Below are 23,438 nucleotides of genomic sequence, written 5' to 3'. Positions count from 1 at the left end.
AGCTGTCTTAGACCCTTGCCTGGATTGGGTGCCCGGTGGGCGCCTAGCGCTCGCGCGCCTCTCGCTCGAGTTGGGGCGGGCCGCGCGACGACTCGCTGCGGAGCACGTCTACGTGCCGTACGCGGATGGCATCGCACAGCTGACGTCTTTGACACGCCTCGGGCCCCGGCGGCTCTTCCCGCGCGACGTCCAGAGTGAAGCGCTGCTGTTTCGTGCGGGGGCGGTGTATCCGAGCCTCAGGTGGCGGAGCGCGTTCGCTCGCAGGATGTCGTTCCGAGCCGCCCTGCTGGCACCGTTCGACCGAGTCCACCACCTCGACCCGTACGTCTTCGAGGCCATGCGCCGTGAGCACCCGCGGTCGAGTCGCCGCTGGTCACTCGTTCCCGACCCGGTCGTGCCGCCGCCGGCCGTATCCAAGCCGGAAGCTCGTCGCGCGCTGGCCCTGCCGAACGGCGGCCGAGTCATCGCCTGCGTCGGCGTGATGGATGTCCGCAAGGGAGTGGATCGGCTGCTCCGCGCTTTTGCGCAGGCACGACTCGGCGAGGACGACCGGCTGCTGCTCGCGGGTCCTCACGACCGAGCGGTCCGTTCGGTTCGGGACGAGCTGTTCGGGCGCGGCGGGGGTCGTCGAGTCGTCAGCCTTGACGAGTTCGTTGAGGAAGCCGTTCTCGAGCATTCAGTGCAAGCCGCGGATCTGGTGTGCGCTCCTTATCCGCGGCACATGGGCTCGGCCAGCGTTGTCTTGCGGGCCGCTGCGGCGGAGCGGCCCGTGCTTGGCTCCGAGTTCGGATGGATCGGCCGCACCATCTCTGACTTCGACCTCGGCTGGACCTCTGACGTCGAGCGCCCCGCGGAGCTCGCCCGCGCGCTCGAGCTTGCGCTCACGCAGGCGCCCGATTGGCGGCTCGGCCCGAGCGGCCGGCGCTTCGTCGAGTTCCACAGCGAAGTGAGCTACCAGAAGCGCTGGACGTCGCTGGTCAGGGAGCGGCTCGGCATGCCGCCCGAGGAAGAGCTCACCTGGGACTGGGTTCGACGCGGCTGACGGTCAGGCCGCTTCGTCCGCCGGGGGCGCGCCGTAGCCTTCCTTTTTGTAATAGTAGTACTGGTAGTAGCCGTATTCGCGCCGGCCGAGGTCGACCGCGTTCAGGACGACCCCGACCATTTTGCCGCCGACGTCCGTCAGCGACCGGACGGCTTGACGAGCGAGCTCGCGGGTCGTGCGGAACGCCCTCACCACGACCACGGTCCCGTCGACCTTGGTGGAGAGGATGGTCGCGTCCGTGACGGGCGCGATCGGCGGGCTGTCAATGACGATGCGCTCGTATTGCGACTGAAGGTGGTCGAGCAGGCGCGAGAACGAGTCGCTGTGGAGCAGCTCCGCGGGGCTCGGGACGTGGGGCCCGCACGGCAACAGGCTTAGGTTGGGGACGGACGTTGAAAGGTCCGCGGTGCTGAGCACCCCGCGGTCCAAGACCGCAGTCGACACTCCGACGTCGTTCGACACGCCGAAGATCTTGTGCATGCGCGGCCTGCGGAGGTCGCAGTCGATCAGCAACACCCGTTGCCCCGCCTGCGCCAGGGCAATCGCCAGACTGCATGCCACCGTCGTCTTGCCCTCCGACGGGCTTGCGCTGGTGACCAGGAGCCGGCGATAGGGATTGTCCGGCGACATGAAAAAGATGTTGGTGCGAATCGCGCGGGCGGCCTCTGCGACCCCGCTCGTGGGAGCGTTGTGGACGATCAACGCCGCCGACCCTTCGACCGCCGCCTTCTGGCGTCTCTTGCGCCTCCCGTAGTAGCCCGGACTGTCACCGCCCCACACCGGCAAGAGTCCCAAGAACGGCACGCCGAGCTCATGCTCGACGTCGTCGGGGGTCTTGACGCTACGGTCCACCAGCTCACGACCCAGCGCGAGACCAACGCCCATAGCGACACCGAGCGCGAAACCGAACGCGACGCTGAGCGGGACGTTGGGGCGTATCGGACTTGCGGGCACCAGGGGACTATCGACCACCGAGATGTTGTTGAAGCGCATCAGGCGTGTCAGGTCGCTCTCCTTCGTGCGCTCGACCACTAGTGAATAGAGCTTCTCGGTCGTGCTCTTGGTTCGCAACAGGCGATTGTACTCGATTTCCAACAGGTTCAAGTCCATCGCCCGGCGCTTGGCTCCGTCGAACAACCGCGAGATGCCCTTCTGCTCCCTCTGAGTCCCGCTCAGGTCCTTGGCGACCGCGCCCTTGACATTCTTGATCTCGGCTAGCAAGGCCGCTCGAATCGTCGCCGTTCGAGCCGCGGCAGCCGCAGTCTCTGGGTGGTTGGACCCCTTACCCGAGGCTTGGAGCGCGTCGACGTCGCGTTTCGCCATCACGTATTCGTGGCGGAGCTGCTGCAAGAGAGGGCTGGACAGGAGCTCCGTTGCGGGGAGATTGACCGGGTCTTCCGCGTTGATCTTCTCCAGCTCGTCGTGCCTGGATTGAATGGCCTGAGACTTGGACTTCAGGCGCGTGAGGTCTTCGTTGAGCTGCTGCATCTCGGCGCGCAGCATGTTCGACTGGTCGTCAATGGACACGGAGAGGATCTCTTTGTCCTTCTTGTAGTTGTGTAAGCTCATCTCGCTGGTTTCGAGCTCGAGCTTCAGTTTTTCCGTCTGACCACGTAGCCAGTCGCTCGCGCTGTTCGTCGATACGAGCGCGTCCTCGATGTTACGCTGCACATACGTGTCCACCAGCGCAGTGAGCACTCGTTGAGCTCGCTGAGGGTCGGCGTCCTCGAGGCTGACCACCACGAGTCTGCTGTCCTTCACCGGGTCGACGGCCACTCGCGACCGCAGGAGCTGTGCGGTGTCGTCGACGGACCACTCCATCGGCGGAGCTGTCTTGCCCGGAGGCAGGTTCAGCAGGAAGCCGGCGTCCCGGTTCAGACCAAGCGTGCGCACCGTCTCAGCAGCGATCCTTCGGCTCTGGAAGATCTTGTACTGTGTCTCGTAGTACTCTTGGTTCGCCCAGTAGAGACCGGGGCCCATGTCCACCACCCCCTGAAAGTCCTTGCCCAGCGGTTTGGGTGGGTTCGGATCGATCTGGAGCGTCGCCGTGGCCGAGTAGATCTTGGTCTTGCCCAGGGTGTAGAAGGCGGTCGCTAGCGTCAGGGCGACCACCGTCCCAATGACCAGCGGCCAATGCTTGCGCAGCGCCCGCCAAGCAAACAAAGGCGTGAGCATGGCTGCCGCTTCGGCGGATTCGAGGGGCTTGGGCGGTGCGACGAGCATTGGAGGCCGAGTTGAGAATCCGGTTCGGGCGAATGGATGCGCCGGAGCGGTCGCGGATTCAATGTGTGGGGGCGCCAGCCCCCGACAGCGTGCGAGTCTGCCGCAGATCCCGGCGGGGCGCTACTGAACGGGGAGCGAGAGGGCTTGCACGAGGGCTTCGCACACCCTGTCGACGTCGGCCTCGCTCAGCGAGCAGCCGCTTGGCAGGTTGAGCCCGCGGCTGCCGAGACGCGCGGCAACAGGACAGCCTGGGCCCTCGACTCCGACGGCCCTGTAGCGAGAAAGGTGAGGGAGCTCGGTCATGGGCACGAAGAACGGCCTCGTGTCGATGCCCGCTGCTTTTAGCATGGACGCAACCGCGTCCCGAGCCAGCGGGACCTTCGCCCCAAGCACGACACTGGCCATCCAGTAGGCGTTCTCGTAGCCGTCCAGCGACGGGTTCAGCTGCACGTCCGTCCGTGAGCTCAGGCGTTGTCGGTACCATTGAATGATGCGGCGCTTCTGCTCGAGGAACCGTTCGACCTGTTCGAGCTGTGCAACGCCGAGCGCAGCCTGGACGTTGGTCATCCGATAATTGAAAGCGAGCTCGGTGTGGAAGTAGCGGCGCTCCTTGCTCATGCCGTGGTCCTTCAGAAAGCGGATCCTCTCGGCGAGCGCGTCGTCGTTCGTCACCAGCATCCCGCCCTCGCCCGTCGTCATCAGCTTGTTGCCGTAGAACGAGAAGGCTCCGACGGTACCGAGCGCTCCGACGCGCGAAACCCCCACCCGGGCGCCGTGAGCTTCGGCCGCGTCTTCCACGAGGTGAAGTCCGTGCTCGGTCGCCAATCCTGCCAGTGCGGTCATGTCGGCGGGGTGGCCGTACAGGTGAACCGGGATGATTGCGCGCGTTTTTGGACTCAGCGCGCGCGCGGTGGCAACCGGGTCGAGGCACCACGACTCTGGGGAGGCATCCACGAACACCGGCTCGGCTCCCGTTTCCAGGACGGCGTGTGCAGTCGCCGCAAAGGTCAGGTTCGGCACGATGACCTCGTCTCCGGGGCCGACGCCGAGCGCCCGCAGAGCCAGGTGGATGGCGACGGTGCCGTTGCAGACTGCAATCCCGTGACGCGCACCGCAGAACGCCGCGAACCCGCGCTCGAATCGTTCGAGGTAGGGGCCGATGCTGGAAACCCATCCCGATCGGACCGCGTCCGTCACGTACTTGAGCTCGAGGTCGCCAATGACTGGCGCGGCAACGGGAATGAACGACTTGGGGGGCAACACTGCACTGCCGAACTTAGCGTGGTTTTTGGATTGGTTGCGCAATTCCGGTAGGCATTCGTCACGGCGGCCCCTGACCTGCTGCGATGCGTCTTGACGCCGCTGGGGCATTCCGCCTACGGCTGTGCCAGGCGGCGTGGTGTTCCCGACCACCGACGATCTCTTTCGGCGCTTCTATCCCGACAAACGCTGGGATGGCACCAAGGCGTTCTACGGGTGGCTCCGGCAGCACGCCGGCCCGGACAGCATCGTCCTGAACCTGGGAGCGGGTCCGGCGACGCGGAATCCAGTCCGCGTCTTGCGTGGCGAGGTCCGGCGAGTGGCCGGTGCCGATGTCGATCCGATCGTCCTCGAGAACGATGAGATCGATGACGGGCATCTCATCGACGGCGACCGCCTTCCGTTCGACGAAGAGACGTTCGACCTCGTGTTCGCGGACTTCGTGCTGGAGCACGTCGAGCGTCCACGGCCCTTCCTCTCCGAGGTGCAAAGAGTCATGAAGCCTGGGGCGCGATTCTTCTTCCGCACTCCGAACATCGCGCACTACGTCGCCATCGTGTCGTGGGCCACGCCGCAGTGGTTTCATCGCGCCGTGGCCAATCGCGCTCGGCGCATGGAATCCACCGCGCACGAGCCGTGGCCGACGCACTATCGCTTGAACTTTCCGGCTACGTTGAAGCGCGAAGCTCGACGCGCCGGCTTCAAGGATGTCGAGCTGCGCATGGTCGAGGCAGAGCCGTCATATCTGGTGTTCCACCAAGTTCCGTTCCTGGTCGGTGTGGCTTACGAGAGAATGGTCAACCGCTTCGAGCGCTTGGCGCCGTTTCGAGCGTGCATCTTCGGGTGTCTGACAAAGTAGGTCCCTGGCTGCTGGCGGCGCCCGCTGCGTCTGGTACGTTTGCGTGTCGGAGGACCACATGGTTCGGGTGAGGCTTCTGGCAGCTGCCGGTTTGGGTGTTGCTCTGACCGGCACACTGGCGCACGCGGACACCTGGTCGGTCGTGCGACACGACGCCGGCCGGACCGCGTCGTCTCAGGGACAGCTCTTCACCGGCTCTCCGGTGAGGGTGTGGCGCGCGTACCTGGGAGGACGGCCGGAGTTCGGCGCAGCCGCGTTCCGCGCGGGGTCCACTGACGTCGTCGTCGCGACCGCAGGACGCGTGGCTCTCCGGAATTTGATGACCCAGGCCACTCTCTGGGAGAGTGAGCCGCTCGGCGATCCCAGCGTCATCGACGTCGTCGACCTGAATGGCGACCTGAAGCTCGAGGTCGTGGTTCGGACCTCCCCGTTCGTCGTGGTGCTGGACTACTCGACCGGCAAGGCGTTGTGGAAGTCTTCCCAGAAGAGCTTCCAATACGTGGCCACGCCCCGCGTCCGTGATCTCGACGGGGACGGGCTCCTCGACTTGTACGTCGACGAGTGCACGGGGTGCGCCAAGGCAGGGCCGATGTCTGCTGGGGCGTACTCTTTCAAGAACGGGTTTGTAGCGCCCCTGACTCTCTGGGAGCGCGCGATGTCAGCCGGGCTTTCGCCCACCAACTCCGGGACTGACAGCCTGGTCGATCTGGATTCCGACGGCGTGCCGGAAGTAGCGCTCGGCTCGCCGTCGCAGATGCTGATGCTGAGTGGGGCCACCGGGAATGCCATCGCAACGCTCACGCATCCCACGAGCAAGACGTTCTTCACGGAGGCCAGCGCCGTGGCTGCGGAACTCGACGCTCTGCCCGGCAAAGAGCTGGTCGCGGTTCAGACCCAGGGCCTCGCGGGGGTGTCCGGGCCCCCGGGTCTCGCTGCGTTCCGGCTCGACCCCAAGACCGGGGCCTGGAGCTCTCTCTGGGCACAGGCACCCGGCAGCATCGACGCGGAGGTCGTCGATGGCGGGGACATAGTGGTCGACCTCGACGGCGATGCGCGGGCCGAAGTAGTGTTGAGCTTCCGCCCCAATGCCGCGAGCACATCGTGGACGACTCGCGTGCTCGACGGCGCGACAGGCGCGACACGCGCCGAGTTGGTCGGGGCGCGCTTCGAGGGTGCGGCGGACCTCGATGGGATGCCCGGCGCAGAGCTGGTCATTGCGGAAGCGGGGGGCCTACGCGCCCATGCGCTCGGGGCCAGCGGCCTCGCGCCGAAGTCCGGTCTCTTCCCGGGCGTGCGCGCGGTTCGCTGGGTCGACGGCTCGCTCTACCAAAACGGGCCCCAGGCCAGAACGATCGCGGTGCTGCGTCGGCCCGGCCAGGCGGCGCAGCTGCTCGTCGGGGTGCCGACGGGTGCGTCCGCGGCCCCCGGGTTGCCGCGCGCTACGACCTTCTCTTCGGTCACGCCGCTCGCGCTCGCTGGTGGGGCGTGGAACGCGGGGACCACGTTCAAGCCCATCGTCGGTGAGGTGACGGGAGCGTTTCCCAGTGGCTTCACCACCCGGCCGTACGAGCAGGTCACGCTCGGGACCAGCGCGGGGACGCTGGAGGTGCTCGACGCCGCGATGAAGACCACCAATGGCTGGGTCTCGGTCTTCGGCCAAGCAGTCGGGACGGTCATCGGCGGGAACGACCTCGGCAAGCTGGGACACAACCTGATCGGGGAGGACAACGGCGGAGCGTTCGTGGTGGTCCCGTACACACCGTTCGGCGCGCTCGTGGGCGATGCCGCCCTCGCGGCATGGATACTGCCGCCATGGCCGCGCTGGCTCGCCCCGGGGTTCACTTCGCCGGGCGTCGTGCAGCTAGGCAGCCTGGGTACTGCGGTAGTGGGCGTGGAAGGCACCTCGCTGGTGGCTCGGGCAGCCGGCACCGGGGCGACGCTCGGCACAGTGAACCTGGGTCCTGGAACGCCCATCGGCGCTCCGCTCCCGCTTCGGGTCGGCGGTGCCGAGCCCCTCGTCGGGCTCGACTGGCGCATCGCCGGAAACCAAGCAGTCCAGCACGCGATCAACTTCGCCACGCAATCGGAACCTTGGGCTGCGGCGCCGGTGACCTACGGCGGCTTCTGGGGCTCCACGGTCGCGGACTTGAACGGAGATGGCGTCGACGAGTGGTACTCGATGTACGGATCGTTGTTCCGTCGCGACACCACCAGCGGGGCGGTGTCCACGTTCCCCGTATCGACCACGTACTCGCTGCCGATCGCCGGAAGCTTCTCGCAGTCGGCCCCGGAGCTGCTGCTCCAGTCCGGCTTCGGCGGCCCGATCCTCGCGAAGAAGGACCTCAGCCCCGCATGGGTCGGTGCCTCCGTGGAGCCCATGAACGCCATGCACGGCACGCGCACCGAGTGCCCCACTGGACCGCTGTTCGTGACGCCCGCGGTCAGCTCGGCCGCGCTTCGAGCATACTCCGGCAAGACTGGAGCCATCGTCGCCCAGCGGGTGTTGGCTGGCGGCGAGACCTTCTCGACGCTGGCCCTCGCCGAAGCGGCTGGGAAGCGACCGGGGTACCTGAGTCATGCGAGCTCCGTAGCGAGTGCCGGGAGCGGTCCCGCCGTGCTGGTCGGTTCGTCCGACGGCTACCTGTACGCGGTCGACGGCTGTTCGCTCGGCCTCCTGTGGGCAATCGACATGGGCGCGCCTGTGGGCGAGCCCACGATTGGAGACTACGACAGTGACGGCTCCGAGGAGATCATCGTGGGTACCTCTCGCGGGTACGTCTACGGCATCGACCACCCGGCGCTTCCGGCTCCGCTGCTCGTGTTGTTGGATGGAGCCACCGGGCAGGGTGGCATCGTGGTAGCCCCCAGCCAGGCGGTGAAGGCCAGCTGGCCCGCCGTTCCCGGCGCGACTGCGTACGAAGTCGGCTTGATGTCGCCGGACGAGCAGGCCATGTGGTCCCCGCCTTACCGGAAAGTGGATTCGCCCTCGCTGACCTGGGACCTCACCGAAGCGTTGGCGGGCCGTCCCTATCGACTGACCGTGCGCGCGCTGGGTAGCCAAGGCCCCAGCGCCGAGGTCAGCTCCGGCACCATCGTCGTGGCGGACGAAACCGCGCCCCTCGCAGCGCTCGCGGGCCAGGGTCACGCGAAGGGGAAGGTGAGTCTCACGCTGACCTTGGCTGACGACTTGGCTCTCGACCACTACGTGACTTGGTGGAGGGACTCGACCAACAGCAAGCGAGCGCTCTTGACCGATGGCTCGCTTGGCTCGAAGAGTGCGTCGCCGTCCATCGAGTGGACGGTTCCGAGCGAGGCCTGGGGTGGCAACATCGAGGTCTCCGTCGAAGCCGTAGACAGCGCAGCCAACGTCGGCGTGGCGAAGCTGACGTTGGACGTGTCGGCGGACGGAGTGGTCACGGTCCAGAACACCGCGGGATCGGCCGGCGGCCTGGGTTCGCCCGCGGGCTCGACGGACGAGCCCGGATCGGCGGGGGTCGTGGCCGGCGGCGACTGCAGCATTCGAGTCGTGCGCGCACCCAACGCCTTGCCGTGGCTTGCTTGGGCCGCCGGGCTCTTCGCGCTCGCGGCTCGCCGACGCCGACGCTGACAGGTGGCCCACCAACCTGTTGCGCGCCGCGCAAGGACGGGCAACGCTGTTCGGCCCAGGCGATGCGCGTGCTCTACCTGACTCCTGGTTGCTTCGACAAGGGCGGCATCAGTCGCTATTCACGCTACCAGATTCGAGCGTTGCGGGAACTGTTCGGCGAACACTCGGTGACGGTGCTTTCGCTCTTGGGCCCCACTGGCGAGTCGTTCGAAGATCCGTTCGCCGTCGATTGGCACGGAAGCGGCGCCAATCAAGCGTCGAAGGTGGGCCTCGTGACCCGGACCCTGGCCTTCGCGGCCGCGCGGAAGCCGCAGCTGGTGCACTCAGCCCACGTGAATTTCTCGGCGCTGGCCTATTCGGCCGCGCGCATGGTGGAGGCGACGGCGTGCGTCAACGTGTACGGGCTCGAGGTCTGGAGCGGCCTGAGCGGGGACGCCGAGTGGGGTCTTCGGCATTCGGACCTGGTCGTCGCGGACTGCCACTTCACGGCGAACTATCTGCTCGAAGCTCGCCTGCGTTGCGTCGCTCCGACCGTGGTGTGGGACTGCGTCGACCTCGGCCGATTCAGCCCGGGCCCGCCGTCGCCGGCGGTTCTGCAGCGCTACGGGATCCCCGATCCGCGGAGCGGCTGGAACCTCCTGACTCTGGGGCGAATGAGCTCCGACGCGGACCACAAAGGCTACACGCGGCTGTACGAAGCCTTCCGGCGCATTGCTCCGGACAATCCGCGGATTCGCGTTGTGTTCGCCGGACGCGGACAGCTCGCGGAGACGCTTCGAGAGCGTGCTCGCCGAGACGGGCTCGGCTCCCAGGTCTGCTTCACTGGAATGGTCCACGACGATGACCTGGCCGACGTGTACCGCGCGGCGCACGCCTTTTCGCTCGTGAGCGACCGCGGCATCGACCGCGGCGAAGGCATTCCGCTGACCCCACTCGAGGCGGCGGCGTGCGGCCTCCCTCTGATTGTGGGCGACCACGACGGTTCCCAAGAGGCCGTCGTGCACGGCATCAACGGATTCGTGATCGATCCCTTCGATCTGGATGCGCACAGCCAGCGCATCCTGGAGCTCGCGAACGCGCCCGACCTGCGCGCACGCATGGCTCGCGAGGCGCGAAAGCGCATCGAAGACGAGTTCGACTACGTCACTTTTCGAGAGAAGCACCGGCGCTTGCTCGAACGCTGGTTTCCAGAGCCCGTTTGAAGCGGGGCCTGCGGGCGAAGTTGTTCAGCGTCTCGAGCGCCATCAGCCGCGCGAAGCTCCTGCCGCTCCGCGCCAAGAGCTCGCGCTCGGCAGCGTAGACCTCCTCGCGAAGCAGGCCGCCTGCAGTCGAATCGCGCGCTGTCGTCCCGCGCGTCAACAGGTCGACCCAGTCGAGCGTGAAGCCGTGCTTCGGGTGGCGCAGTACCTCTTGCGGGAGATACTCGAGGGCGATGTCCCTCAAGAGCTGCTTCGGCTGCGACCCCGACAGCGCGCTCGCTCTGCACCCCGCCGTGGCCGCGACCACCTCGCGGCCGATGAGAGGTACCCGCACTTCCAGTGCGTGGGCCATGCTCATGCAGTCCGTATCCCTGAGGAGCTGATCGTGCATGTACACGCTGAGCTCGTAGAAACTGACCTGCCGCATGGGAGCCAGCCCAGTCGGGCACGCGAGCTGCTCGAGGCGCTCGAACGGGTCCACCGCTCGGGCAGCCGCCGCGACACTGTCGTCGAGCAGTTCGAGCAGCTCGTGCTCGCTGAACAGGCCGCGCTTGGCGAACCATAGCGCGGCAAGACTGCCTCCGGCGAGGGCCGCGTCGACTGCGCGGCCCAGCCGCGGTCCGCTACGCAACTGCGACATGACCCTCCGAGCGGGGGTGCGGCCGAGCCGAAGCGGAGCGAGCGGATGTGTCCAGCGGGCCGCCCGCGGGACGACCTGGAAGCTGGGATAGCCGAAGAACAGCTCGTCTCCGCCGAGCCCAGAGCAGGCCACCTTGAGCCCGGCTTGTCTGACTGCGCGAGAGACGAGCCAGGTGTTGGGCCCATCCACGCTGGGCACATCCATGGCGGCGAGCGCCTCGTCGAGCCAGTCGTGGTTCGCGTCCAGCTCGAGGGGGACTTCGGTGTGGCGCACGCGAAGGTGTCGTGCAACCAACCGCGCTACCTCACTTTCGTCAGCTCTCCTGCCGGGAAGCGTCACAGTGAACGTCTGAAGGTCGGTTGCGCCCGCCTTCTGCATCAAAGCGGCGACCAGGGACGAGTCAAGGCCTCCGGAGAGAAATGCACCGACCGGCACGTCTGCCCGCAGCCTCCGCCTGACCGACCGAACGAGCGCGGCGTGCACGCGCTCGCGGGCCTCGCTGCGGTCGCCGAGGGCCTCGTCCTCGCGGACGAACGGGATGCGATAGTATCGAGTCGGGACACTCACTCCGTGCTGCGGCCCAAACTCGATCCAGGTCCCAGGGGGCATGAACTCCACGCCCTCCAGGTGCGTGAACGGTGGGGGGATCGAGCCTTGGCGCAAGAAGAGGCCGAGCCCGGCGAGGTCGGGAGCGCCACTCACCACCTGCGCTGCCACCAGCGCTCGCGTTTCGCTGGAGAAGGCGAAGAGCCGTGGTGTCCGTAACAGATAGAGCGGCTTTTCACCCAGCGGATCGCGCGCGCAGAAGATGGCGTGCCGCTCGGAGTCGTAGATCGCGAAGGCATACATTCCGTCCAAGAGGTCCAGACACCGGGCTCCGTGCTCTGCGTAGAGCCGGAGCAGGACCTCGGTGTCCGAACGGCCTCGAAAGGCATGACCACGGCTCTCGAGACCAGCGCGGAGCTCCTCGTGATTGTAGATCTCGCCGTTGAACGTGACGGTGTACCTGCCGTCCGGGGTGCTCATTGGCTGTGCTCCGGTGGGCGACAAATCAACGATGGCGAGGCGAGTGTGGACGAGCCCGCACTTTCGATCAGAGGACAGCCAGGTGTCGTTCGCGTCGGGTCCGCGGTGCAGCAGCGCGCTGCGCAGGGCGTCGAGCTGGGCCTGCTCGATGGCCCCAACTACTGCGCGCGGAACGAAGAGCCCCGCAATTCCGCACATGGCGGCTAGCATACGCGGGTCCTTCGCCGGGTAAACCCCGACGATGGCCCTTCTCGGCCGGCATCTAACGGGGATAGGCTCGGTGCGTGATCCTTCGCGAGGCCATTCTCCGCAGTTGGCTCCTCGGCGTGGCGTGCACGCTGGCGAGGCGAGAGCGCAGCGGTGTCGAGTCCCGTCTACGGGGCGCGGCGTCGTTTGCCTGGCGACACGGCACGGGGCTTCGGGTGGGCCGCGGCGTCGAGGTGATAGCTCCGGAGCATGTCGTCTTCGGCGACCATGTGACGCTATTTGGCCACACGATCATCAACGCCTTCGGTGCAAGCGGGTCGGTCGTGATTGGTGACGACACCCACATCGACCACTACGGCGTGCTGTACGGTCAGGGCGGGTTGAGCATCGGCCGCCAGTGCGCCATTGCAGCCCGTGTCACCATCTACTCTCAGACTAATCGCTTCGACGCGGCACGGGATCTTCCAGTGATCGAGCAGCCCGTGAAGTACGACCCGGTTCGCATCGGGGACGACGTGTGGATCGGTGCCGGTGCGGTGATTCTTCCAGGCTCGCGGATCTCCGACCACGCGGTGATTGCTGCCGGCGCAGTGGTGACCGGTGCGTCGGTCGCGCCTTGGGCGATCGTTGCCGGCGTGCCGGCACGCAAGATCGGCGATCGACGCGCGCAGGAAGGTCGCGCAGTTGGGGAAAAGTGAATTGTCGAGGCTTGTCGCGCCGCTCCTCCAAGCGCGTTGACTTGACCCCCGTCATCTCGGCGCTGGCCCGAAGAGTGGCATAGTCAAGACTTGGCCCCTCCGTTGGCTCGCCTGACTCTCTGCCCGCAGGGGTTGCCGGCCGCCCCCGCGGCCCGGGAGGCGTGCATGGCGGTGCTGCTCCGGGCGGGGGCGGACGCGCAGCGGGTGATCGACGGCGAGGGCTGGAGCATCGAGCGGTTCGCGGCGCACGTCGCGCGCTTGAAGGTACTCCGCGGGCAGTACTCGAGCCCGCTCGTGGTGCTCACGCGCACGAACCCGCTCGCCCTCGCGGTGCTTCAGACGCGGCGCGTGCTGGAGGACGCGGTGCCGGAGCTCGAGCGCGCGCCGTGGCTCGTGTACCACGACCCGGCCGTGGATCCGTTCTTCGAGAGCGCGGTCGCCGGGCTCGGCTCGGTGGAGGACGTGGACTGGCCCTTGGCGCCGATCTGGTACGCGCCGCACGCGCAGCGCTTCCTGATCTTGGGCCCGCACGACAAGCAGCTCGACATCGCGGCGGCGCGGGTGGCGGCGCTGGAGCTGGCGGAGGTGCCGGAGTCGGGCGCGCAGCAGATCCGGCGCGGGCCGATGCTCGCGGTGTCGCGAGGGCGGTAGGCGGGGTCGCTGGGATCGGCCGCCGTGGCGTTCGAATCTGTCAGATCCCGGGTGGCTCGCCCTCTTCGAGCCACCAGCGCGACAGGTCGAGCTCGATGGCGTCGAAGGGCTCGGCTCGGGCAAGGTCGCGGTCGCTGTGAGTCGAGAGCAGGAGCCAGCGCTCGTGCTCCTGCCGGTACACTTCGAGCGTGTGTTGCACGGGATTGATCAGCCAGCAGTGCCGAACGCCCTCTCGCGCGTAGATGCGGAGCTTCTGCGTCCGATCGTGGCGTTCCGTCGAGGCCGAGAGCACCTCGCAGATCCAGTCAGGCGCGAGGTCGAACGCCGCGACGTCGGGGATCACCGGCATCCGTTCGCGGCGCCAGCCCGCGAGATCGGGGACGAGCACGTCCGGCCCCAGGTGCAGCTCGGGCTCATACAGGATCCACCAGCCTCCGGGTCCGCTGGGCCCGCCCGGCCTGCGATGGAACGAAGCGAATAGCTCGCTTCCGGCCGCGGAGGCGGAGAGAGAATGTCGAGCGGCCGGGCGGGGGCTCGTGACCAGCTCGCCGTCGAGGATCTCCGCGACCAGGTGCTCTGGCACCGCGAGGAGATCGTCATACGTGGCACGCCTTCTCGCGGGCTCGGTCATGGCGCAGATGAGCGTAGCATGGGCTCGAGAGGGCTCGAGAGGGCTCGAGAGGCCTCGCGGCTGCGCCGAGCCCAGGCCTGCGGTAGGCTGAGCGGGTCGCGTCATGAGCCAGTCCGAGCGGCGTGGAGCAACCCTCGATGACTTCTGGGTGATCCCGGAGGGCGAGCGGCGCCATGAGCTGATGGCCGGCGAGCTGTTCGAGAAGGCCGCGCCGAGCGGCGAGCACGGCGCCGCTCAGGCCGGCATCGTCGGCGCCGTCCTCGGGCCGTTTCAGCGCAGGTCCGGTGGGGGTGGGGGAGGGGGTGGACCCGGCGGCTGGTGGATCGCCACCGAGGTCGAGATCCTGCTCGAGACCGGCGACGTGGTGCGCCCGGATGTAGTCGGTTGGCGGCGCGAGCAACGTCCGGAGCGGCCCACGGGCATTCCCGTCGATCAGCTCCCGGACTGGGTGTGCGAGGTCGTGTCACCGAGCAGCGCCACCCACGACACGGTCAGGAAGCTCCGCCTCTACCACCGCGTCGGGATCCCTCACTACTGGGTCGCAGATCCGCGAGACGCGACCCTGACGGTGATGCGCTGGAGCTCGGACGGCTACATCACCGTCTTGCGGGCGGAGCGGCACGAGGTCGTGCGCGCAGAGCCCTTCGAGGCGATCATGATCGCCGTCGGCGTGCTGTTCGGGGATGACCCGCGAGACGAGCCGCGAGACGAGCCGCGAGACGACCCGCGAGACGAGCCGCGAGACGACCCGCGAGACGACCCGCGAGACGAGCCGCGAGACGACTCGCCGAGCGACGGCTCGGAGTGACCTCGCGGAGAAGATCGCTGTTCGCGGGCTCGGTCCGGAGCCAGAGCAGGGCGTGGGCGACGTGCTCCGGCACCTCGCGGAGGAGCTCGCTCACGCCCGCGACAAATAGTTCTCGGGCACGAACACGTTTCGAATCCTGAACGGCGCGGGTGACTCCGCCATCAGACGCACGCGCATCTCGTACGACCGCGCGGGGAACGCGAAGAAGGGCTCGGGGCTGCCGACGTGGGCGACCCACTCGGGCGTGGGCGTTCCTGTCTCCCGGCAGAGCGCGCTGACCACGGCGGCGACCAGCGCCTCCAGGCCTCCGGACGAGCGGATAGGGTCGGCGACGAGCTCGGCGCGCTCCACGGGGGAGGCCCGCCGGAATTCATCGACGAACGCATTGATGAAGCGCTGGTAAGCGTCGCCCGCGGCTTTCGCCCGTTCGAGGCACTCAGTCGCTGTCATCGAGCACTTCCTCCAGCAGAAGGCGGGTACGAACCGGGAGACGCTCCGGCGGATAGTAAGCTAGCACGACCGCCAGAGCGTCGGCCGACGTGTGCAGTCCGAGCGCCTGCGCGAGCGTGCGGATGTCGCCCGCGCGCGGCTTCGATCTGCTCGCGAGTGAGGAGCGGCATCGCCCGATTGTCGTGGACCGAGGGAGCGAAGGCTAGCTCACTCGAGGAGCCGGTTCGAGCAGCCGGTTCGAGCAGCCGGTTCGAGCAGCCGGTTCGAGCAGCCGCTTGCCTGCCCGCGCCTCCCCGCGTAGATTTCAGCCATGGCCGCAGCAGATCTGGACGCGCTCGTTGAGAAGCTGCGGCGTCTGGCGCCGACCGAGCTGGCGCGTGTAAAGGCCCTGGTAGACGGGATGCCCGAGGCCGGTAAGCGCCCGAGTCGGTTTCGAGCGCTCTCCGGCGTATTGTCTCCGGAAGACGCCGAGTCGATGACCAGGGCGGCCGAAGAGTGCGAGCGGATCGACCACGGTGCCTGGTAGCCTGCTACCAGACACGAACGCGTTCATCGCCCTGCTGCGAGGCGACCCGATCGTTGTCGATATGCTGGACTCGGCGTCGGAGGTGGTGTTGTCCGCCGTCGTGCTCGGCGAGCTCACTTACGGGGCGATGAACTCGCGCGCGACCGACGCGAACCTGAAGCGGCTCCAGGACCTTCGCGCGGAGTGCCGGTTCGCGCCCGTGGACGAGGCCGTTGTCACGTCCTACGGGCAAGTCCGGCTGGCACTGAAGCAGAAGGGACGCCCAATCCCCGAAAACGACATCTGGATCGCCGCAACTGCGATCGCGAACGGCGCCGTGGTACCTACCGAGGATCTGCACTTCCGCGAGATCGAAGGCCTCGTGCTGGCGCAGTTTCGCTAGCTCGTCGGGAGCGCGTGGCGCGAGCGAATGGACGCGCAGCGGCGCGTGCGCCGCCCGAAAGCAGCCACGGCCCGATTCTGCTCACCCCGGGATCTTCGGCGTGCAGTAGCCGCCCAGGCACGTCGCGCCGGCGCCCGCGCAGCAGTCGGCGGACGTGGTGCACTTGTCGCCGACCTGCGAGCAGCCGCTCTTGTCGCCGCAGACCTTGCCCGCGCTCGGATCGCTGGCGTTCTGCGGGATGCAGAAGCCCTCGCAGCACTCGTCGCCGGTGTCGCAACTGCTGCCCTTGGGCTTGCAGGGATCGAGGGCCCAGAAGCCGCGCTCGTTCTTGCTCTCCGTTTGGTTGGGCAAGTAGAAGGGCGGGTGGCTCGGATCGCCGCTGGCGCCCGGGGAGACCGCGAAGACCCAGAGCTGCTTCCGCACCTGGCCGCCCTGGTACACGTTGCCGTACTCGCGGATGCTGGTGAACACGACCCAGTAGTAGCCGCCGGCGGGGATGGGCAGCGCGAAGGGCTCGTAGTTGTGATCCTCGTCGCTCGGCACGTTGCCCTTGTTGGCCAGAGTGAGCTCGAGGTGCGCCTTGGTCGCGACGTCGATGAGGTTGAGGCGACCGTCGGCGGCGCCGTAGGTGCCGCTGGCGTCAGCCGTGGCGAGCATACCGCCGTGCCCCGCGTAGAACTTCTGAGATTCCTGGAGGACGATCAGGTTCGAGTCGGGCAGGAACGTCGAGTACTTGGTGACCTTGCCGCTCGCGCCGTTGTCGAGCACGACTTGGCGGTTCGTGAAGGTGAGGGTGCCCGCGGGGCCGGCGGTGTCGTCGATGGCGACGTCCATCACCTGAATGGAGCGGATGACCGAGCCGGGCGGGCTGGGCTCGCCGTGGCCCTGGGTGAACGCCAGGCGCTTGTTGTCGTGGGAGAACGCCGGGAGGTACGCGCTGACGCCGGCGCCGAGGCCGACGACCGTGGCGGCGTCGAGCTTCTTGCCGGTCACGTCCACGCGCCAGGCCAGTTGGTTCACGCCGCCCCAGAAGTCGTTCTGGCTGCGCATCACGTACTTGCCGTCGGGCGTCCAGGAGCCGAAGGAGAGGCCGCGGGAGTCGCCGCCCAGGTTCGGAGGAGACTGGGAGATTTGAGTCGCCGTGCCGGTGAGATCGACCTGGTAGACGCCGCTCTCCGCGCTCTGCTGGTTCACCTCCGCGCCGGTGGAGAGCATCTTGCCGTTCGCCGAGACGGCGTGGCACACGACGCAGCCCTGCTTGACCTGGGTGGCGGCGCCTTGGTTTCCGGGTCGGGCGGCCCAGAGGCCCGTGTGCGGGGCCTCGTAGGTCATGTAGTAGACCACGCCCTTCAGCGAGCCGGCCGCCGCGGTGAGCCCGATGGCGTAGGGGCCGTAGGCCTGGCCGCTGGCGGCCTTGGTGATCTCGACGGCGACCTTGCCGCCCGCCGCGGTGGCGAGGGCCGCGTTCCAGATGTCCTGGGGAGGCGTGAAGCGCGGGGTGGCGGGGGTGGCGACCTTGTAGAAGCCCTCCCAGCTGAAGCCGGGCGTCGAGAGCTTCACCTTCGCGTCCACCGGCGCCACGCTGCCGGCGCTGATCATGAGCAGAGGGGCGAGGATGCCCTTCGGCATCACGGTCTGATCGTAGGGGTAGAGGAACTTGCTCGGAGTGGGGCCGGGATCGGCGCCGGGCGCGCCGCCGAGCGCGGCCTTGTTGGCGGGGTCGATGCCGGTGTCCACGTCCTCGCTGAGCAGGACGTTGACGGCGAGCTGCGCGGTCGCGGTCTTGCCGCCGTAGCTCGCGGTGACGGTGACGTTGCCGCCGATGATGCCGGCGTTCGTCGCGGTGCCCGTCGCGTCGATGTTCGCGATGTCGGTGTCCGAGATCGTCCAGGTCGCGCTGACCTGGCTCTGGCCGGCGAGCGCCTTGAAGCTCTGAGCTTGCGGCGTGCCCTTGGCGGTGACGGTGAGGGTGGCGGTCGCGGGCTCGACCTTCAGATCTTCGACGGCGCCGTCCAGGTTGATGCCGCCGCCGCTGCCCGCCGCGCCGGTGCCGTTGCCGCCGCTGCCCTTGCCACCGCTGCCGGCGTTCGACGCGGTGCCGCCGTCGTCACCGCCGCCGCAACCGACGAACGCGGCGAGCACGCAGGCGACGATCAGAAGCAGGAGGCGGGTGCGGCGTTGCATGAGCACGAAGATAGACCTCGCAGGTCGGCGACACGAGAGTCTGCCGGGAGGGCGGCTTTTTGCAGTGAGGGTGGTCGGGGTCGCCGCTGGTGTCCCCGACCTTCATTCCATCCCTAGCTCGCGTCGCAGCCAGCCGATGTCACCGCGCATCTCGGGAGGCGCTTGGGACTCCATCAGCTCGATCTCGCGCAGGAGCACGTCGAGCCCGGCGCGCCCCGCCTTGTTCTTCGCGGCGGAGCGGGGCGTCTTGCCGCCCAAGGCGGGCACCGGCGTGTCGAGCCACTCGCGCATGTGGCGAGCCTTCAGCTCGTGGAGCACGGCCAGGGCCTCGGGCGGCAGCGGCTGCGACGCGCTCGGGTTGCGCCGGCGCGAGGGCCTGGCCAGGTCCGCCGGCGATCCGGAAAGCCGCGTGGCCCAGCTCGGGGCGGCGCTCGGCAAGCGCCGGACCTGAGCCACGACCGCCCAGCTACTCAGTGCACTGAGTAGATTTACTCAGTGGCTGGAGCTACCTTGCGGGAGAGATGGCCCGGATCGAGCGCGCGGCTTCTTCGGGGCCGAACCGCTCGGTTGGCTGAAGCACGCCTGAGCCTGCTCGTGCCCCGGGTGTTGGCCTCGCTGCCGCACGGCCGGCTCGAAGGCGTCCGTGAGCAGGCGGATCAGCGCGCCGGACACGCCGCCGAGCAGAGCCGGGATCGGGCCTGCGCGCAAAGCCGGCTTCACATCCCGAGCCGGGGCGGCGTCGCTGGGCGTCGCCAGCTTCCACGGCGGGGCGGTCCGGCGTCAATCGCACGCCGCGCGCCTCGCCTTGACGGCGTCCGGCTCGCCGCGCCAGGCTTGTCGGCGTGGCCATCTGCGCCGACGATCCCGAGGCCGAGGGCTTCCCCCGCGCGCCGTCCGAGGAGGAGTGGGCGCGGATGAGCGAGGCCGAGCGCGCGGCGTGTCTGGACTTGCTGCCCGCCCACATGAGCGACGTCGAGCTGCTGCCGCCGGAGGGCGACTTGCACCGCGACGCCAAGAGCGACGCGCTCGACGTGCTCAGGGAGTTCTTCCGCCGGACCGGACAGAAGGTGTACGTGGCGGCGGATCTGACCGTGTACTACCCGGCGGAGCGGCGCTTCTCGCCGGACGTGCTGGCGGTGATCGGCGCCGAGCCTCACCCGCGCATGAAATGGGTGGTGAGCGCGGAGGGCAAAGGGCTCGCTTGGGTGCTCGAGGTGCACGTGGCGGGGGAGCGGCGCAAGGACATGGAGCGCAACGTGGCGCTCTACGCGCGCCTCGGCATCCCGGAGTACTTCATCTACGACCGCGGCCGCCAGCGGCTCAGCGGCTTCGCGCTGCCCGAGCCCGGCGCGAAGCAGTACCGTCCGATGGTCCCGCAGAATGGGTTCTTCAGCTCCAGGGTGCTCGGGCTCGAGCTGCGGGTCGAGGACGGACGCGTGCGCTACTACCACGGCAACGCGCAGCTCCTGGACGCTCCCGAGCTGATCGCGAAGCTCGAGCGACTCTCGGAGCAGCAGGCCGAGCGCGCGGAGGAAGCAGCCCGGCGCGCGGAGGAAGAAGCCCGGCGCGCGGAGGAAGAAGCCCGGCGCGCGGAGGAAGAAGCCCGGCGCGCGGAGGAAGAAGCCCGGCGCGCGGAGGAGGAAGCGCGGCGCGCGGAGGCGCTGGCTCGGAGGGTCGCGGAGCTCGAGGCGGAGCTCGCCAAGCGTCGAGGCTGACTTGCCGCGAAACCTCAGCGGATCAGCCGACCGCCACCGCGCCCGACTCGATGATCCGCTCGTCGACGGTGAGCAGGGTCAGCGCGTGACAGCGTGCCGTCGCCGCGATGATCTGATCCACCGGATCCGACGGGAAGCGCGCCCCGAGTCGCGTGCTCTCGACCGCAATCCGCGCGCTGAGTGGGAGGACTGCGAAGCCAGGATGCGCTTCGAGCTCCGCCAGGCTCTCGTCGATGGTCTGATCGAGCTCGATGCGGCGCCGCTCGACGAGCTTGGCGATCTCCCACAGTGAGATTGCGGACAGGCCAACCGGCGTACCGCTCCGCTCCGCGCGCTCGAGGACGCGCGCGTGCGCCCGGGTGAGCCGGCGGTCGTCGGTGAGCCACCAGACCGCGACGTGTGTGTCCAGGAGGTGTTTCACCGATTCGCCTCGAAATCGGCCGTCCAGTCCACGTGGACGATGTCTCCGCGGACCCGGGCCACGCCCCTCCACGCACCGCGCAGCGAGGTCCGCGCCCTGGCCATGGGCACGAGTCGTGCGACCGGCTCGCCGTGTTTGGTGATCACGACCTCGGCGCCGCTCTCGCGGACCTCGTCGAGGAGGCCGAGGCAACGGGCTTTGAACTCGCTGGCGGCTATTTTGCGGGGGGCTACCATGCCTGGAGCTTAGGTTTGACCACCTGACTGGTCAATTGGTCCTGGCCGACCCCGGAGCGTTGCCTCACGCGCACGCGCTGCCGGTCCGCGCTCGGCCCGGGTGCGTGGCGGCGATCTCGCGCACGCGCCGCCGGAGCTCGGAGATGGCGACGGGCTTGGGCAGGACGCGGTCGGCCATCTGGGCCGAGAAGGCCTTGGCCTCCGCGGTGAAGGCGCCGCCGGTGGTGAACAGCACGCGCTCGGCCAGCTTCGGGAAGCGCTCGCGGATCTGATCGTAGAGCTCCATGCCGGAGGTGCCGGGCATCATCAGATCGGTCACGATGGCGTCGAAGTCGTCGCCGCGCTCGAGGTGCTCGAGGGCCTCCACCGCGGAGACGCACAGGCTGAGGTCGAAGTGCCGGCGCAGCGGGCGGGACAGGGCGCGGAGCAGGCTCGCTTCGTCGTCCACCAGCATCACCCGCAGCCGCCCGTCCGGCGCGGGGGTGGAGCGCGCGCGGCGCGACAGGCGCAGCGGCTCCGTCACGGCCTCGGCGGGCGGGAGCAGGACGCGGAAGGTCGTGCCGACCCCGACCTCGGTCTCCACCTCGATGTCTCCGCCCAACGCGCGGATCGTCTGCCGGCAGATGCTCAGGCCGAGACCGGTGCCCTCGCCGACCGGCTTGGTGGTGAAGAACGGATCGAAGATGCGCGGCAGGATCTCGGGCGCGATGCCCGAGCCGGTGTCCGCCACCTCGCAGACCACCCGGTTCGCTACCGGATCCGCGTAGGTGCGCACGCGGATCTCGTTGGTCTCCGCCGTACCGTTGGGCAGCGCTTGGCTGGCGTTGACCAGCAGGTTCAAGAAGACCTGCGCCAGCTCGGCTTCGCCGGCGACCACGTAGAAGTCACCCTGGTGGTCGAGGGAGACCCGGGCGCGGTGCCGGATCTCGTTGCCGCTCATGGTGATGGCGGAGTGGAGCGCCTCGCCGAGGCTCACGGTGGTGCGCTCGACGCCGGCGCGGGAGAACCCGGCCAGGGCCTGTACGATGTCGCGGATGCGGCGAGCACCCTGGAGGGTCTCCTCGACGAGCAGGCGAGGCTCGGCCCCGGGGATCTCCTTCCGCAGCTCCTCGAGGTTGGCGACCATGTACGCGAGCGGGTTGTTGATCTCGTGCCCGACTCCGGCGGCCAGCGTGCCGACCGCGACCATGCGGTCGAGCTCCATCATGCGCGCGGTGAGCTCGTTCCGCTCGGTCACGTCCCGGGCGATGAGCGCCTGGGCGGGCGCGCCGTCGAACTCGATGGGCACGCAGCGGATCTCGGCGGTGATGCCGCGGTTGCGCGCGTTCAAGCGCAGCTCCGCCGGGTCGCTGCCGTCGCGGATCTGGCGCAAGCGCGCGCGATCGGCGTGGTGGACCAGTCGGCCGGCGCTGAGCCCGCTCAGGCTGTCGTCGGGGCCGAGGCCGAGCAAGCGCGCGAGCGCGGCGTTGATGTAGAGGATGCGTTCGTCCGACAAGACGGCGATGGCGTCCGGCAGGCTCTCGATCAGCGCCTTCGAGTTGCGTTCGCTGCGGATCAGCGCGAGCCGCGCGGCCTGCTCTGCCGTCGCGTCGTGCAAGATGGCGATGGCGCCGCGCCGGTCACCCGGCGGACCGAAGGGCGTGAGCGTCCAGGCCACCTGCACCTCGCGCTGGCCGGAACGCAGCCCCGCGGGCACGGTGGTCACCACGCGACCTCGGGTCGCTTCGGCGAGGGCTGCGGCGAGCGTGCGCTCGTCGGCGGGGGCGACCTGGATCAGATCCCAGAGCGAGCGCCCCACGGCCTCGGTCTCGGGCACGCCGGTCAGCGCGGCCGCCACGGGGTTCCAGAGCCGCACGCGCTGGAGCGAGTCGAGGAGCACCACGCCCTCGCCGATGGAGGCGACCACGTCGTGGTGCAGCGCCTCGAGCTCGCGCTGGCGGGAAACCGCCGAGCGCACCGCGTGCTCGGTCGTGGCCAGGGCGTGCATGTAGTGGCGGACGTCGTGGGAGACGAGCGCGACGGCGAAGGCCAGGAAGCCGTACTCGACGGTGGAGAGCGGGAGCTGCCGGCCCAAGACGTTCGTCACCGTGGTGTGCAGGGCATCCGCTGCCCAGAGCCCGATGCCCAGCTGATAGTGGCGGGCCTCGGAGCGGCGCTCCGGCGGCGCGCGGGTGGAGAGCCAGAGGCCGAGCAGCAGGAGCGCGATCCCGGTCGCCTGGAGCGCGCCGACCGCCGGGGTCTGCACGCGCCGCCAGAATATCCCGTCGCCGAGCCAGGGCTCGACAGGACGCATCGAGCGAACGACCCAGGGGGAGATGGTCAGTGCGGTGACCGCCAGCCAGAACGCGCCGAGCAGGGCGTGCGCCCGGGGAGTGGCGCGGCCCGTGACGAGCAGGATCCAGGCGATGCCCGCGCAGCTCGCCGTGGTGAGCGCGGCGCCCTCGAAGCGGGTGAGGATCAGCGCCGCGTCGTGGCCGACGTTGTAGTGGACCGCCATCAAGGCCGCGTAGGTCGCGGCCATCGCGCCGATCACGGCCATCCAGAGGTGCTCCCGGTGACCCGGCCGCCGCGCGAAGAGCCAGAGCTCGTACGCGCACAGGAGGACGCCGGCGCCGGCGACCGCGGCGTCACCCAGGGAGAGCGGAGACACGGAGGTCAATGCTGAAAGCTACG

General features: G+C 68.7%; 20 protein-coding genes. 10 read left to right on the top strand and 10 right to left on the bottom strand.

Features of this window, described 5'->3' with window-relative positions; translation table 11 throughout:
* Window positions 1-265 precede the first annotated feature (265 nt).
* The gene (locus HS104_13485; protein ID MBE7480980.1) at window positions 266-1,042 is read left to right on the top strand and encodes a glycosyltransferase family 4 protein; all 777 of its coding nucleotides are present in this window, start codon (window positions 266-268) and stop codon (window positions 1,040-1,042) included.
* Between the two features lie 3 nt (window positions 1,043-1,045).
* Here the strand turns inward: HS104_13485 and HS104_13480 are convergent, their stop codons facing one another.
* Together HS104_13480 and HS104_13475 are read right to left on the bottom strand one after the other, a co-directional pair.
* The gene (locus tag HS104_13480) at window positions 1,046-3,265 is read right to left on the bottom strand and encodes a polysaccharide biosynthesis tyrosine autokinase (protein MBE7480979.1); all 2,220 of its coding nucleotides are present in this window, start codon (window positions 3,263-3,265) and stop codon (window positions 1,046-1,048) included.
* 120 nt (window positions 3,266-3,385) lie between these two features.
* The gene (locus tag HS104_13475; GenBank protein ID MBE7480978.1) at window positions 3,386-4,636 is read right to left on the bottom strand and encodes a DegT/DnrJ/EryC1/StrS family aminotransferase; all 1,251 of its coding nucleotides are present in this window, start codon (window positions 4,634-4,636) and stop codon (window positions 3,386-3,388) included.
* A gap of 28 nt (window positions 4,637-4,664) precedes the next feature.
* Between HS104_13475 and HS104_13470 the strand changes: the two genes are divergently transcribed.
* The 3 genes from HS104_13470 to HS104_13460 all read left to right on the top strand — a co-directional run bounded on the left by HS104_13470 (window position 4,665) and on the right by HS104_13460 (window position 10,193).
* A complete protein-coding gene (locus HS104_13470) occupies window positions 4,665-5,384 on the top strand; it encodes a methyltransferase domain-containing protein (protein ID MBE7480977.1) in 720 nt (239 codons plus the stop codon).
* A 319-nt stretch (window positions 5,385-5,703) separates the two neighbouring features.
* A complete protein-coding gene (locus tag HS104_13465) occupies window positions 5,704-8,991 on the top strand; it encodes a hypothetical protein (protein ID MBE7480976.1) in 3,288 nt (1,095 codons plus the stop codon).
* 62 nt (window positions 8,992-9,053) lie between these two features.
* A complete protein-coding gene (locus HS104_13460) occupies window positions 9,054-10,193 on the top strand; it encodes a glycosyltransferase family 4 protein (GenBank protein MBE7480975.1) in 1,140 nt (379 codons plus the stop codon).
* On the opposite strand, the gene asnB is transcribed toward HS104_13460, so the two are convergent.
* Entirely contained in the window at window positions 10,135-12,054 is a 1,920-nt protein-coding gene (gene asnB, locus HS104_13455; GenBank protein MBE7480974.1) for an asparagine synthase (glutamine-hydrolyzing), read from the bottom strand. The two genes, HS104_13460 and asnB, sit on opposite strands and share 59 nt — an antisense overlap.
* Before the next feature lie 128 nt (window positions 12,055-12,182).
* Here asnB and HS104_13450 point away from each other — a divergent pair, with 128 nt between their 5' ends.
* A complete protein-coding gene (locus tag HS104_13450) occupies window positions 12,183-12,761 on the top strand; it encodes an acyltransferase (protein ID MBE7480973.1) in 579 nt (192 codons plus the stop codon).
* 102 nt (window positions 12,762-12,863) lie between these two features.
* Window positions 12,864-13,412: a hypothetical protein gene (locus tag HS104_13445; protein ID MBE7480972.1), complete on the top strand. Its 549-nt coding sequence runs from the start codon at window positions 12,864-12,866 to the stop codon at window positions 13,410-13,412.
* Window positions 13,413-13,452: 40 nt separating this feature from the next.
* On the opposite strand, the gene HS104_13440 is transcribed toward HS104_13445, so the two are convergent.
* A complete protein-coding gene (locus tag HS104_13440) occupies window positions 13,453-14,043 on the bottom strand; it encodes a Uma2 family endonuclease (protein ID MBE7480971.1) in 591 nt (196 codons plus the stop codon).
* Window positions 14,044-14,146: 103 nt separating this feature from the next.
* On the opposite strand from HS104_13440, the gene HS104_13435 reads away from it, so the two are divergent.
* Window positions 14,147-14,851, top strand: a complete 705-nt coding sequence (locus HS104_13435) for a Uma2 family endonuclease (protein MBE7480970.1) — start codon at window positions 14,147-14,149, stop codon at window positions 14,849-14,851.
* Window positions 14,852-14,941: 90 nt separating this feature from the next.
* Here the strand turns inward: HS104_13435 and HS104_13430 are convergent, their stop codons facing one another.
* Window positions 14,942-15,301: a hypothetical protein gene (locus HS104_13430; protein ID MBE7480969.1), complete on the bottom strand. Its 360-nt coding sequence runs from the start codon at window positions 15,299-15,301 to the stop codon at window positions 14,942-14,944.
* Between the two features lie 310 nt (window positions 15,302-15,611).
* Between HS104_13430 and HS104_13425 the strand changes: the two genes are divergently transcribed.
* Both HS104_13425 and HS104_13420 read left to right on the top strand, forming a co-directional pair.
* Window positions 15,612-15,827 carry a hypothetical protein gene (locus HS104_13425; GenBank protein MBE7480968.1) on the top strand — a complete coding sequence of 72 codons (216 nt, stop codon included), beginning with the start codon at window positions 15,612-15,614 and terminating at the stop codon, window positions 15,825-15,827.
* Window positions 15,817-16,209, top strand: coding sequence for a type II toxin-antitoxin system VapC family toxin (locus tag HS104_13420; GenBank protein MBE7480967.1), 393 nt, complete (start codon window positions 15,817-15,819; stop codon window positions 16,207-16,209). The genes HS104_13425 and HS104_13420 overlap by 11 nt, the downstream gene beginning before the upstream one ends.
* A gap of 81 nt (window positions 16,210-16,290) precedes the next feature.
* Here the strand turns inward: HS104_13420 and HS104_13415 are convergent, their stop codons facing one another.
* Window positions 16,291-18,393, bottom strand: coding sequence for a hypothetical protein (locus HS104_13415; protein ID MBE7480966.1), 2,103 nt, complete (start codon window positions 18,391-18,393; stop codon window positions 16,291-16,293).
* 102 nt (window positions 18,394-18,495) lie between these two features.
* Window positions 18,496-18,849 (bottom strand): DUF2384 domain-containing protein, encoded by a 354-nt coding sequence (locus HS104_13410; GenBank protein MBE7480965.1) that lies wholly within the window; start codon window positions 18,847-18,849, stop codon window positions 18,496-18,498.
* A gap of 458 nt (window positions 18,850-19,307) precedes the next feature.
* Between HS104_13410 and HS104_13405 the strand changes: the two genes are divergently transcribed.
* Window positions 19,308-20,108: a Uma2 family endonuclease gene (locus HS104_13405; GenBank protein MBE7480964.1), complete on the top strand. Its 801-nt coding sequence runs from the start codon at window positions 19,308-19,310 to the stop codon at window positions 20,106-20,108.
* A 22-nt stretch (window positions 20,109-20,130) separates the two neighbouring features.
* On the opposite strand, the gene HS104_13400 is transcribed toward HS104_13405, so the two are convergent.
* From HS104_13400 to HS104_13390, 3 genes are all read right to left on the bottom strand, one after another.
* Complete coding sequence (locus tag HS104_13400; protein ID MBE7480963.1) at window positions 20,131-20,529, bottom strand: type II toxin-antitoxin system VapC family toxin; 399 nt, start codon at window positions 20,527-20,529, stop codon at window positions 20,131-20,133.
* Entirely contained in the window at window positions 20,526-20,765 is a 240-nt protein-coding gene (locus tag HS104_13395; GenBank protein MBE7480962.1) for a type II toxin-antitoxin system Phd/YefM family antitoxin, read from the bottom strand. The genes HS104_13400 and HS104_13395 overlap by 4 nt, the downstream gene beginning before the upstream one ends.
* Before the next feature lie 64 nt (window positions 20,766-20,829).
* Window positions 20,830-23,415, bottom strand: a complete 2,586-nt coding sequence (locus HS104_13390; GenBank protein MBE7480961.1) for a PAS domain-containing protein — start codon at window positions 23,413-23,415, stop codon at window positions 20,830-20,832.
* Window positions 23,416-23,438: the final 23 nt, after the last annotated feature.

This window comes from Polyangiaceae bacterium (assembly GCA_015075635.1).
Taxonomy (GTDB): Bacteria; Myxococcota_A; Polyangia; order Polyangiales; family Polyangiaceae; genus JADJKB01.
The sequence above is the reverse complement of the archived record's forward strand: the minus strand, read 5'-3'. Positions and strand labels throughout refer to the sequence as shown.